The 12,264-nt window shown below is 51.6% G+C and carries 10 protein-coding genes; 1 reads left to right on the top strand and 9 read right to left on the bottom strand.

The features are described from left to right. Positions 1-60: 60 nt before the first annotated feature. The 7 genes from hsdR to AB4P92_RS11420 all read right to left on the bottom strand — a co-directional run bounded on the left by hsdR (position 61) and on the right by AB4P92_RS11420 (position 9,212). On the bottom strand, positions 61-2,427 hold the full coding sequence (gene hsdR, locus AB4P92_RS11450) for an EcoAI/FtnUII family type I restriction enzme subunit R (RefSeq protein ID WP_395599382.1): 2,367 nt from the start codon (positions 2,425-2,427) through the stop codon (positions 61-63). Positions 2,428-2,610: 183 nt separating this feature from the next. After that, on the bottom strand, positions 2,611-3,498 hold the full coding sequence (locus AB4P92_RS11445) for a hypothetical protein (protein ID WP_395599381.1): 888 nt from the start codon (positions 3,496-3,498) through the stop codon (positions 2,611-2,613). 833 nt (positions 3,499-4,331) lie between these two features. Continuing rightward, positions 4,332-4,625 (bottom strand): hypothetical protein, encoded by a 294-nt coding sequence (locus AB4P92_RS11440; RefSeq protein WP_024617742.1) that lies wholly within the window; start codon positions 4,623-4,625, stop codon positions 4,332-4,334. A gap of 349 nt (positions 4,626-4,974) precedes the next feature. Beyond that, a complete protein-coding gene (locus tag AB4P92_RS11435) occupies positions 4,975-5,838 on the bottom strand; it encodes a phage integrase N-terminal domain-containing protein (protein WP_395599380.1) in 864 nt (287 codons plus the stop codon). Between the two features lie 754 nt (positions 5,839-6,592). Then, the gene (locus AB4P92_RS11430; protein ID WP_395599379.1) at positions 6,593-6,811 is read right to left on the bottom strand and encodes a hypothetical protein; all 219 of its coding nucleotides are present in this window, start codon (positions 6,809-6,811) and stop codon (positions 6,593-6,595) included. A 104-nt stretch (positions 6,812-6,915) separates the two neighbouring features. Further along, on the bottom strand, positions 6,916-8,565 hold the full coding sequence (locus AB4P92_RS11425) for a hypothetical protein (protein ID WP_395599378.1): 1,650 nt from the start codon (positions 8,563-8,565) through the stop codon (positions 6,916-6,918). A gap of 122 nt (positions 8,566-8,687) precedes the next feature. Continuing rightward, positions 8,688-9,212 (bottom strand): hypothetical protein, encoded by a 525-nt coding sequence (locus tag AB4P92_RS11420; protein WP_395599377.1) that lies wholly within the window; start codon positions 9,210-9,212, stop codon positions 8,688-8,690. Between the two features lie 322 nt (positions 9,213-9,534). Between AB4P92_RS11420 and AB4P92_RS11415 the strand changes: the two genes are divergently transcribed. After that, positions 9,535-9,936: a hypothetical protein gene (locus AB4P92_RS11415; protein ID WP_257356994.1), complete on the top strand. Its 402-nt coding sequence runs from the start codon at positions 9,535-9,537 to the stop codon at positions 9,934-9,936. A gap of 434 nt (positions 9,937-10,370) precedes the next feature. Here AB4P92_RS11415 and AB4P92_RS11410 read toward each other — a convergent pair whose 3' ends face one another. Together AB4P92_RS11410 and AB4P92_RS11405 are read right to left on the bottom strand one after the other, a co-directional pair. Continuing rightward, a complete protein-coding gene (locus AB4P92_RS11410) occupies positions 10,371-10,742 on the bottom strand; it encodes a hypothetical protein (RefSeq protein WP_395599376.1) in 372 nt (123 codons plus the stop codon). Positions 10,743-10,938: 196 nt separating this feature from the next. Further along, positions 10,939-12,081, bottom strand: a complete 1,143-nt coding sequence (locus AB4P92_RS11405; RefSeq protein WP_395599375.1) for a hypothetical protein — start codon at positions 12,079-12,081, stop codon at positions 10,939-10,941. Between the last annotated feature and the right edge of the window lie 183 nt (positions 12,082-12,264).

The following is a 12,264-nucleotide window of genomic DNA, read 5'->3' as shown; positions in this document are numbered from 1 at the left end:
GGGCGAAATTCTACCGGATAGTGTGGACTGCTGCTTTGGCATGTCGTCGGTGCGTAGCCCTTAGCTTGCGTAAAGCTCGTCTTCCAGTTCGTGGATAGCTTTGTTGTAGCCAGCCTTGCCGCCAAAGGCTTTGACCAACTCCATGGGCGCGCCGAACTGGCTGAATGGGTCGAGCTGCAGGATTTTGATGTCCTCGATATGCTCGACGCCAGTATCGGCGTACTTATCCACTAAGGCCTCTAGAACCTGGCGGGCTGCGCCAGAATACTTGGCGAAATAGTTGCGTTTTTTCACCTGCTCGGCTCGCTCGCGGCGTGACAGGGCCGGCTGATCGAAGGCGACGTGGCAGATCAGGTCGAACGGATCGAGCGGTTTACCCTGTTTCTTTTCCACTTCTTCGGCCAAGGCTTCCCACATCACGCCCTGTATGGCCATCTCCTCGATGATGACTTTCTTTTGCTCGGCATCACTCCAGCGCCGGAGGAAGTCATCTAGCGAGGTGAACTGCTTTTTTACACAAGTGCGGGTGTAGTCGTGGAGCGATTCGGTAATGAGTCGTCCATCCGGACCGTAGTACTGCACGCGCTCGGCAACGACGTAAATTGGGACGGTGTCGATCACGTACTTAATGCGTTTTTTGCCATCTTCCTCGCCGGTAAACTCCAGTCCATCACCGTTGTTATCGTTGCCGGCGATGATGCCGTCTTCATCTCCCTGCGGATCGTCTGGTGGCACGGGCGAGTCATTAACGTCGGGGGCGAAGATCACTACTGGATCACCATCGAAGGCCGGGTCGGCAAATAGCTCGGTAGCTTTTTTGAAGTCCATGATGGTGAACCAGTACTTGCCGTAGTCCTCGTTGATGCGAGTGCCGCGACCGATGATTTGCTTGAACTCGGTCATTGATTTGATGTGCTGGTCGAGCACGATCAGCTTGCAGGTCTGAGCATCGACGCCGGTGGTCATTAGTTTGCTGGTGGTGGCAATGACCGGGTAGCGCTCTTCCGGGTTGATGAAGTTGTCCAGTTCGGCCTTACCTTCCTGGTCATCGCCGGTGATACGCATAACGTACTTGCGATTCTCGGATACACGTTCAGGGTTGAGGTTGACCAGAGCTTGGCGCATGCGCTCCGCATGGTTGATGTCGTCGCAGAAGACGATGGTTTTCTGAAACGGATCGGTGGCTTTGAGGAGCTCGGTAACCTTCTGTGCCACCAGTTGGGTGCGCGCCTCAATGACTAGGGTGCGATCCATGTCCTTGAGGTTGTAGATACGGTCTTCGATCAGTTCGCCGTTTTTGTCGAGCATGCCCTTGGGCGGACGCCACCCTTGCAGGTCTTTGTCGAAGTCGATGCGCACAACTTTATAGGGAGCGAGGAAGCCGTCATCGATGCCCTGCTTCAAGGTGTAGCTGTAAATCGGCTCACCGAAGTATGTGATGCTCGATACCTCTTTGGTCTCCTTCGGTGTGGCGGTGAGGCCGACATGGGTGGCGCTGGAGAAGTAATCGAGGATTTCGCGCCAGGCGGAATCCTCGGAGGCGCTGCCACGGTGACATTCGTCGATCACGATCAGGTCGAAGAAGTCGCGGGAGAACTGCTTGTAAATGTTCATCTCTTCATCAGTGCCGGTGACGGCCTGATAGAGCGACAGGTAGATCTCGTAGGAGGTATCGATCTGGCGTTTGGCGATTTTGGTCATCGCCTGGCCGAAGGGCTTGAAGTCGTTGTTCTTGGTCTGGTCGACCAGGATGTTACGGTCGGCCAGAAACAGGATGCGTTTCTTCTGTTTTGATTTCCACAGCCGCCAGATGATTTGGAAGGCGGTGTATGTTTTTCCGGTACCCGTGGCCATCACCAGCAGGATTCGGTCCTGGCCGCGCGCCACTGCCTCGACGGTGCGGTTGATGGCATTCATCTGGTAATAGCGCGGCATGCGCCCGGAACCGTCGTCGTAGTAGGGTGCTTCGATCTTGTGTTGAGCTGTTGTATCCAGCCCCTTCCACTGGCAGTAGCGGTGCCAAAGTTCGGCAGGGCTGGGGAATTGATCAAGGGTGAGTTCGGTTTCTACCTGGCTGCCTGTGCCACTGCGGTCGTGAAACAAGAAGCCATCTCCATTGCTGGAGAACACGAACGGTACGTCCAGCGCCTCTGCATAACCTAGGGCTTGCTGCATGCCGGAGCCAACGGAGTGCTTGTTGTCCTTCGCCTCGATTACAGCGATAGGTAGGTTGGCCTGGTGGTAGAGGATGAAGTCTGCGCGGCGTGCTTCACCACGGCTGTGAAGTTTGCCTCGGACGATAATGCGGCCTTTGGTAAAGCTGACTTCCTCGCGCACCTGCTTGTGCATGTCCCATCCAGCTTGTTGAACGGCTGGGGCGATGTATTTGCTGCATATGTCCCGCTCGGAAAGCGACTTTTTGTCCATAACCCCAATTCCCTTTCAAGCCGGCCTGGTCGCTCCATTCCGGCACTGCTGATCGTGCTCGATGGGCGTAAATGTACCTTGTTTGATGATGGCACGGTGGAAGATCAGACTTTGGTGGCTGAAGCTGTGGGTAAGATGAGTTGAGGCAATAACAAAGCGCAAGTTTCGCGTTGTCCGAATCCTTTATCTAGGATCGTTTACTGCGGCGGGCTGAAGATGGCTAGGGTGAATAGGACCGCAAGCGAATCGTTGGTATTGAATTAACTTTCGTCGGCGTACATCGCCAATTTGGTGAAGCATGTTCGGTCGCTCCCGGTCCGTGTAGGCAGCTGGATACAGCGCCGGATCATAGGGAATGGCGTCCAGCACGTCGATTCCATATTCGACATAAACACGTTTGCCGAGCGGTGTCAGGGCCAAAGCCTTAATTCGTCGGATATGTTCTGATATGGCTCGGTATCCGTCATGTACAAGCAGGTCGCGCAGGTAATGGTTCGAGGCGCGAAGTGCGATCGTCACCCGCACGGATTCCCTGTGCCGCCGATCCTGCCAGTAAGCAAATAGGTTGAACAGGCGAGACTTTAGGCATGTGATGGGGTCGATGACGGCGACTTGCACGCCTTCGATATCCAGAACGGATAAGTACTTGAAAATTTCTTTCTTGGGCGCGCCCCCGACGCTGTCCATTTCCAGGATATCGACGATGACCTCTTTACCGTCATCCCAGTCAATGTACGCGGCGGCAATATTTATCGTGTTGTCGTCCATCTTCGCCCTGCGAAAAGGAACCCCCATCATCTCGGCGCAATAATCAATAGAGTTGGGTTTGCCGATAAAGTCCAAGTCATCGCTGGTGACGAATCCGACATCCTCACCTGTCATTTCGTCGATGAGGTATTGCCGGGCCCAAAGCGTAAGCGATTGCCCGCCAACGATCACAAGGCCGTAATCGGTGACAGCTGATTGAATTGAGGGGCGGTAGACACGCTGAATTAGATCGAGCAGGAAAGCGAAGAGCTCTGAACGTTCAAGTAGGGCGAACGGAGCGTCTTCGTTTACCGTTTCGGGCATCAGTTACTTAGCGCAGAGAATCGTTGGGGGCGAGCGATTGAAGCAGAGTGGCCACGAAGGACAGCTTTGGCACGGGCAGCAGCCATTTCAAGCATCTGAGGGTCAGCTGCATAGACAGCATCAACCTGACGGTCACGTGAGCTGCTTTTGAGGCTCATCATTTCCGCAAAGCTAAGGTCATTTGAATGCTGGTGGCCGCTGATCATGGCGAATGTACCCATACGGGTGAAATGGACTTGAATTTGAGGTTAGCACATTCAGTCTGCGCATTTACAGGAGAAGGGCTGTAATTGCAAAGCTTTAACCGACGAAATGTATCGCCCTGCGAACATTCTGTGCGAAAAAGGTTGTTTTTCGCTCACCAGCTACCAACAGGACGGCTGGCGTAGCCAGCCGTCCTGTTGGTAGCTGGTGAGCCTTTAACGCATTAAAGCACTATCTTTAAGAATCTAAACAGTTGTCAAGTGAAATGTCAACTGTGGTGAGCTCCGGCATTGAGACACCCTGACCTACATCGGTGAAAAGTAATCGAAAAATAGCATGCGCCGATGATAGGTTGCCCTTGAATTTGCTGATGTCAAAAAAACGCTGTTGGCGTTTTTTTTCGGCGGCCAACGGAGGCACGGGCCAACAGGGCAAGCTTGTCTACTAAGCTGGCATAACCGAGCCGGTTCATCCCCAAGAGAAAGCGATGCTCAGATAGATGACGGTGGGCAAGGGAGCCTAGAGGGATGATTAGTCAAACTCCTTGTTTTATCCGTAGCCAAGACTCGCAAAAAAATCACCTGTCGAAAGACAGGTGATTTTCGTGGTTTATGTAATCGCTAAGAACACTATAAGAAGACTTTCATCGCCCCGATCAAGATGCCGATCGTCACGGCGAGCATGGAAGCCATACGAATGGACAACTTGAGATCAGATTTAGCGATCTCTGCAGTCAGCCGATGATTAGTATTAGCGATTTCAGCAGTCGCCTTGCCGATTTCGGCAGCGAGACTTGCGAGATCACTTTTCGTCGCGAGTAGTGTGAGCATGTCAGATTCCAATGCTTGGATAACAGCTTCGGCTTTGAGCTCAGGTACGTCGATTGCACGCAGTGCCTGATACATCGCCAGTTCCATTTTCATTAAGGCCTCCAAAAATAAAAAAAGGCCTTCCCCACGACGGGAAAGGCCCGTCGTGGGTGGGAAAGTCATGCTTCCATCGACATTCAAGTCGACTGTCCGCGCTGCCGGAAGCTATGCGGTCATTTGGTGGATCCTGCGGAGAACCGCAGCGCCGTCTTGAAGATCCTGGCGGCTTGGGGTGCTGAACGAATCAACTAGATGCATAGCAAAAATGCCCCTGAGGCCTTTAGCTGTCAATCCGGTAATCGGTTTTCGACTGTTTCCTAATGTTGTATGAGGCTTCTCCCTGTCTGCGCTCACCACCACCTTCAGATTCGGGGTGTTGAGTATTGACGTCGAACGCACTGAACTACCGACCGAGGTAAGTCGCGGTAATTTGTGTTCTCTCATGCCCGAGTTCACGGCTGATAATTTGGCGAGCAGTACGGTCTTGAGAGCGCTGCATTGGGGTCAACTCCCTGGCCGATATTCCTCCTGCCGCCGGTGCCTTCCATCCTGTCAAAGCTACGTAACGGCTTTGTGCATAATGATGACGCAGCCCATGCATGTGGCTCAGGCCTGCTGCCTTGCACTGACCATCGTAGGTGTTTCTCTGCTGGATATACGTTTTCTGGGCCGGGATTAATGAGCTGGCTCCCGCTAACTGATGTGCCGCGTTCAGCACCTCGCGCTGTTGCGAAGTAGTGATCGGAACAGAGCGATCACGCCCACCCTTTGTCCATGAGCCCTTGAGGAGAATGTGATCTCCTTGATCCGCATACCTAGGCTGAAATTTGATCGCTTCTTCACGGCGTAATCCAAACGCCGACTGAAGCTGGAGACTCATGCGCACATGGGCATCGGTGATCTTGCCAAGGTCTGTTCCCAGTTCCTGAGCTTTGCTGATGTTAGTGACGAAGCGCCGTTCGGCCACACCCAGTTGCGTGTTGTCCGAGGGGAGAATGCCAGCCTTGCCGATCTTTTCAGCCCACCATCGAAGGTGCGCAAGCCGATTTTTGATGGTGCCTACTGACAGGCCTTCGCCTTGCCATCGATCCAGCAGTGCCAGTACGTGTTTGCCCTTGAGCGAGGGGGCTTTCATCTGGCGGAAGCCAACCTCACGCAGCTGGCGAGCGATCAGCCCCAATGAGCGGATACGGTCGGCCTGAGTGTTGTGACTGCCATCGCGATTGCGCCGGCAAAGTTGCCGCAGGGTGTAGGTCAAATCGTCCATATCCCATCCACTCAATAGCTTTGTTTTGTGCTGTTGTCCTTTCCTGAAAATCATTGGTAAGTGTTGGTGCCAACTCGCTATGCGAGATCCCCGAAGGGGCAGGGGGCGTGGTGTTCAGGAAACACCGGTGTCTCGGCTGAGACGTCCGTCTTTCTTCCTGCTGGAAGGTCGGACGGAGGTGGAGCGGGATGAGTTAGTTTTTAATGTTGATGAGTACTCCAAGGAATGGATGGGATTGTTAAGTGGAGGCATCGCTATTGCGCAAAGGTCCGCTATTTGGGACAGCGTAGTAGCGGCATATTAGGGAATAGGTCTACAGACAAAGGCGGCTCCGTCCCATGGGTATGGGTCGGTATGCTTCTGGAGCCTTGCATACCTGGCTAACTCCATCCTGTTGGATCAGCGCTCGCAGGAGTCTTGCGCTGTTGGGGTGACGACTCTCGAACCTGTCGTCTTAGGTTTTTGCTGGGCCAGTGTATGGGGGCATCATCATGTATGCCGCACGTTTTAGGATTCAGAATTTGCCCGTGATGTTGAGGCGTCGGCGGGGCCGTCACTGCGGTTTGCAGTGACGGCCCATCTCATGAGTTGCGCTTCATTGGGCAGGGGCAGCCGCTGTGATAGGTGCATATGCATCGATTGCCTGTGGTGCTGACGCGGCCTTCGGCCTTGTCGGCTCCCTGCGCAGGGGCGGCATGGTCCCCAAGCCACGCCTGCGCAGGGAGCTGTGGGAAAGGCGGAGTGCGTAGTTGCCTTACCGATCGATGCCGTGAATCGCATGTGCGTGCAATTCGACAACATTGATATACAGGTTGACCGAGAGCTTTCTGCCGAAGGTCTGGGGCGTATGATAACTAGCAGTCACAATGGGGTAGTTAGGGGCTTTTTCTACCGTTTCGCGACGGGCAGAAAACGGCCAGAAGCGGACATTGGGAAGCCGACCGCTACCGGCCAAAAGCGTCAGTGGAATCATCAAGGAGCTCAACAGGCATTCAAATCAGTCAGCCTCGGGAAATTTAGGTGCTCATGATGGAACGCCCGCATAGCAAATAATTTTTCTGATGCTTATCTTCAACACTAGTCATTCAAATCAAATCGCTCTTTCAGCTCACCAAAATCTGACCATCTCTTTGTATTGACTCCAATTAGATTGGCGCCATAGTAGCTAAAAAATGACGAATAATGGTTCTGCTTAGTGATAGCATCCATACAAGCACGAATAATTATCTGCCTCTCTATGGTCGCAGTGTCTTTTCCATAAAGATCCACCATCGGAAGCCAGTCATACAGGGATCTGCAGTTATCAAAAACAAACATATCAAGATACATTTCCCGTTCTTTTGCTTTATACCTAGCTCGCCAATGCGCGTCCGTGTTTATGTGGTGCGTATTCCCAAGGTGATTTAAAGCAAGCTCTATCCATAAATGCGGCATCGGTACATCACAAAAAACGCCTCCGCACGGATCAGGAAGAGATTTAATTATTTCTTTTATCGATCGAGACAAGCTTTCCGACAGAGTGCTTTTATATGAGTACTGTGCGTATCTAAGCAAATCATAAAGTTGCACGCTATCTAGATATGACAGAGCCCCATTCTTTTTTGAAAACTGCTCGTACCAGTACTGCCCCAGCTTACTTTTAGATTCCTTCAGCCTTAGCAAGAAATTCCAAATTGGAAAGTCTTCGGGCGGCTCGAAAATTTCACCTCCTGACAAATCCAAATCTTTGAGGGTGGCCTCATCAACCTGTCCATCTTCGAAATCATAGTTTTGGGGGGTGGACATTTTTTTAATAATGGATTTTATTTGAGCTTCATCCATTTTCAAAAACATGCGTTTTAAGGCTGGGCTACTACCAACCTTAAGCATCGGACTTATGTAGCTAGCAAAGATTGTTGGATAATGCGTTGAGAATGCACTGTATGCAGAGTCGAAGTGCGAGCTTATCAAGTCCTCAAACAAACGTTCCTCGCAAGGCTCGCCGAGGGCCTCAAGCTCCTCTTGGTAGGCCTTGTCAACAAACCCATAGCAATCGACCCCTTCCCAAAAGCCAGTATCTTTAGTGTCACCTGAACGGATACAGTTCTCTAGAAATGGATGACTACGAAAATAAGAAGACAAGAACTCAATATTTTCTTCGGTTTTTTCGGGGAGAGAGCTATTTATTACCAGAATCCCCAAATCACTCAGAGAGCTGTTTTCAAAAACAGCGTTTATAGTTAGAAGCGGCTTTGACTGCTGACTAAAAAGAGGGCCAGTGAAATCAAGGTAAATTATATCAAACTTAAAAGAAGTGACTCGCATGAGCTCAGATATTGCGCCATTGAATATCTTTAAGGTTGGATATTTTTTTTGTGCCTTAATCAGTGCCGAAGAGTACATTTTTCTATCTGACTCAATAGCCCAAACATTCTCAATCTGAACACCTAGCGCCACTATAATTCGCAAATCATTTTCAGGCTCCGGCCCGCAAAAGTATGCAATTTTCAAGTTTTGCGGTTGCTTGGTCTCGTAAAGATTGTTTGAAAATCTAGTCCAGGACTCAATAAAATCCTCGTTAGGACTTTCATCTTGTAGAACTTCGTCAAAAGCGTAATCCCAAAGGCGTCTTATATAATTCGGCTTTAAAATCCTATGTTTTTCCCTGTCAGTAGTCAGTTTTCTAACAGCCCTGGTCCATATTTCTACTCTGCTTTTTTCTTTTACATTCTGTGTATAAGTAACCACTGCATCCCTCCAGAGGTTCTAAAAATTCAAATTGTGCTGCAAGCAACACTTAAAACGGAAAAAAATGCCTTTGCCGCACAACAACGTGCATAAACACGAGCTTTGGAAAAAAAGGGACTGATTTATTTCTCAGAAACTAAATCAGTCCCTTTTTCTTTGATCGCACGACGGATGTTGTAGCGCCCATATTCCACTCGCTGGATTTTTATCGAGATCATCACGAAAAGCATGAGGATACCGAGCCCTCCGGCAGTCGCCACAACCACGGAAAAAGCCCCCCAAATATTAGGAATACTGCCGGTGCTCCTGAGCGCAGCGAAGACGAGACACAAAAGCGAAATCACGAATCCTAGAATCGCAATGGCCAACGAGCACTCCCGTTCAAATTTGTCTTGAACCGGATCCCCCCCGACGAGTGTTCTCGGAATTTCCCTAATGCAAGCCGCCCAGATAGAAACACAGAAAAAAGAGAACGCCGGAAACTGCAGGGAAATCTCAAACTCGGGCTTCGAAAAATAGATGATGAAAAGCCAAATAAGCACAGGCATCAACGTCAGAAGCACCTCATACGTAGCCCAAACCGATGACCGAGTGATGATGATTCCCTTCGACAATGGCGCCTTTCCGCTCCCATTTCCTTCACTCAACGTCTTTCTCCTGCCAACAAATGAATGATAAAAGATCATCCGCTTACCGGCGGTAACCGCGATAGCGGCCCCCGGATTGACGGACAACCTATGGTATCAAACAGATATCACTCATGACAGGGATTGGAGCAGGCCTCGGTTCGGCGGTGTGCTGGGGTGAAAATGTAATTCAAATGCCCCTCCATACCACGTGACATCGCTAGGTGATCGTACAAAAGGGGATTACGAAAGGCGGACGCTCGGCAGCACAACTGGCAATATGTTTTCTAACAGGGCTGCGCTGAATCCATCGAGTAACTGAATTGAAGAGTACTGTCATCTCATGGACAAAGGTCTGAGTGATGCCAACCTTAATTACGTACTTGCGGTTATTGAAAGTGCCCCAAACACCGAGTTAGGTGTGATGTGTGAGCAACTACAGATCGACAATCGCGATCTTTTGAATCAGTTGGCGATCTCAGTAGCAAGACTGTTTTTTACAGGCCCCCGCGATTTTCATCACTGTGATGAGGTGATGAATACTGTCGTCAGCGATATCGTCGGCTTGTCCATGCATGCGGATATGCCCCAGCCGGCATTCTCTATCTACCAGGCATTTGATGCATGCGAGTATTGGCACAGCGACGACGACCGGGACGTATTTCCTTGGAAGAGGTGGACGCGGCCTGAGCTCGAGAGAATTTTGTGGGAGGTCGACGACGGCGCAAACGGGCTTTCGAAGTAGGTACGATTTGAGCCCCCACAGGACCGATTTTGGCCGGTAGCGATCGCCTGCCAACGTCCGCTTCTGGCCGACTTCTGCCCGTCGTAACCCGTAGAAACCAACCATGCCCAGCATCGGTATAGGGCGCTGATAATGGTGAGCTGTGTCGTGAACACCACGATTAGAGGGGGCAGCGCAAGTCCCTCTCATGGACATAGCCAATCCCTTCGAGTGGCCATCAGTCAGCAAGCCCATCAAGTCAGCGCAGATGTCATGAACGATTAATTTAGATGTACCCGATTTTAACCGGGTGTCCTTCTGCCTTTGGTTAAAGGCAAAGACGAGTGCTGTCGCTCGCTCGCTTGCGCGGCACTACACGCTTAGCTTTCTGGTTCACAAGAAAAACCACCTGCCATAGGGTAGGTGGTTCTCGGTACTGCCGAAAAAGTAGATCGTTAATCAGTCATCGCCATCAAGACGAAGACCGCTGCCACCAACGGGAACATCATTGTGCCAATGTTGAGGGTGAGATCAGATGCGACGCGAGATAGCTCTGTCCGAAAGTGTTCTACGTCTGGATCGGATTTAACGGTATGAGGTGACTGCAACGCATTCTCCATGGCTTGGATTACAGCATCGATTTTTGGCTCAGGCACGTCGATCGCTTTCAGTGCTTGATACAGTGCCAGTCGAATGTTCATTAAGGCCTCCGAATAATAAGAAAGGCCTTGCCCGGACGGGAAAGGCCCGTCGTGGGTGGGGGGGAATAACATGCTTCCATCGACATTGATGTCGACTGTCCGCGCTGCCGGAAGCGATGCGGTCATTCGGGAGGATCCTGCGGGAAACCGCAGCGCCGTCTTGCAGATCCTGGCGGCTTTTGGGTGCTGATCACATCAGCGAGACGAGATGTGAAGTTGCTCCCTGCGGTGTTCGCTGTAAATCCGAAAACGGTTATTCGGGATTTCCTAATGTTCCCCGACTGCTTGATAACCAGTTGCGCAGGGATTACTGACGCATGCTTTAGACAGGAAGCGGCTGGCAGGCCAAGCTTTTCATGACCTGTGCAGCCAGATCGTCTGCAATCCTTGGCCCCTTCATTATCTTGCGTATCTCGGCAAAGTGCGGCAGGCCCTGCTGAATTGTCTTCGATCTTGTGATGGGCTTTTGTTTGACCTCAGCGGCAGCCGAGGCCACTCGAGGGGGCGTAATGGGGTCGACAGTTTTCTGCTCTTTTTTACGGCCTGCCCACGGTCGGAACTCGCCGGCTAATGCTCGATTTATCAACCCGAAGAAATAGGCGACGACGTTACGCACCGACCCACGTTGACTGCGCGCCTGGAGTTCGTCCAGCACTTGCTGGCGATGTTGCGGTGGCAGTCGAGTCAGGGCTGCCAGCACGTCTTGTTGTTGATCAGCTTTGGCGTTTGCCAGGCATTGCGGCAGTGTCACTGGCCCTTGTGTCAAATGGCGCTCCTCACGTGCGCGTGTGCGGTACGTACGTATTTTTTTATATTTGTTTTTATACGTATTGTCGCCGGTGCTGAGGTGTTTCTGGTCGGTCTGCTGCGTGACGGAGGTTCTTGTTGCGGGATGACTCGGTACAGGTTTTCTGGTGGAGAGCGGGCGTTTTCCTGAGAGTGGCGGCTCATCGTCCTCGTCACGTTGTGATGGCGTGTGTGAGGGATTGTCTTTGGACGTTTGCTTCCGCGTAACTTCGATGTGCTTCGCGATGCAATCGAGATGGGTGTGCTTATGGCCGATGCAGTTCTCGAGAAGCGCTGGCAGGGTGGTGTCTAAAGCGCAGGCTTCGTGAAAGCTCAGGGCACGCTCGTTGATCTGGTATAGCTCGTTCAGAACGTTGCCCGTAATGAGGTCGCTATTCTGGCCGACCAAGCTTATCCAACCAGTTAGGCGCAGAACTGTTAGCGCTCGCGAGGCGGTTTCGTAAGAAGCTCGTTTCGCCAGCGGGGCGCACGCGAGGTATGAGCGCAATTGACCCATTCCTGCCAAGGTGTACAGACCTCCAGCCGACCGTAGCGAGTGCATCACGTGCCAGCAATTGCGATCCAGAGGTGTCAGGCGGTTATCGACCATAAGCGATAGGACCGCAGAGCGCGGAGCGTCTTGAGCCTGCAAGGTATGGGAGGAGTGTTGGTTGGTCATGAGGTGTCTCCGAGGTCTGGGCCACGTTGGCCTGTTACTCGACATCTCATCTAGGACTGTTCCGTATGTCAGCCAACAATGCGATCTCTGCTACGGACACATTGTTTGGCCTTTGTGATGATTGGTACCTGGGGAGTGAACTAGAAGGCTGTGTTAAAGATCTCGGGTGATTCGGCAGGCGAG

The sequence above is a fragment of the Pseudomonas sp. A0308 genome (genome assembly GCF_044218815.1).
Taxonomy (GTDB): Bacteria; Pseudomonadota; Gammaproteobacteria; order Pseudomonadales; family Pseudomonadaceae; genus Aquipseudomonas; species Aquipseudomonas iridis.
This window is presented reverse-complemented; position numbering and strand designations above follow the sequence as displayed.

Excerpts from the sequence above, each read along its gene's own strand:
- hsdR (WP_395599382.1), bottom strand. The coding sequence starts at position 2,427 with ATGGACAAAAAGTCGCTTTCCGAGCGGGACATATGCAGCAAATACATC.
- AB4P92_RS11445 (WP_395599381.1), bottom strand. The coding sequence starts at position 3,498 with ATGCCCGAAACGGTAAACGAAGACGCTCCGTTCGCCCTACTTGAACGT.
- AB4P92_RS11440 (WP_024617742.1), bottom strand. The coding sequence starts at position 4,625 with ATGAAAATGGAACTGGCGATGTATCAGGCACTGCGTGCAATCGACGTA.
- AB4P92_RS11435 (WP_395599380.1), bottom strand. The coding sequence starts at position 5,838 with ATGGACGATTTGACCTACACCCTGCGGCAACTTTGCCGGCGCAATCGC.
- AB4P92_RS11430 (WP_395599379.1), bottom strand. The coding sequence starts at position 6,811 with ATGATTCCACTGACGCTTTTGGCCGGTAGCGGTCGGCTTCCCAATGTC.
- AB4P92_RS11415 (WP_257356994.1), top strand. The coding sequence starts at position 9,535 with ATGGACAAAGGTCTGAGTGATGCCAACCTTAATTACGTACTTGCGGTT.
- AB4P92_RS11410 (WP_395599376.1), bottom strand. The coding sequence starts at position 10,742 with ATGACCGCATCGCTTCCGGCAGCGCGGACAGTCGACATCAATGTCGAT.
- AB4P92_RS11405 (WP_395599375.1), bottom strand. The coding sequence starts at position 12,081 with ATGACCAACCAACACTCCTCCCATACCTTGCAGGCTCAAGACGCTCCG.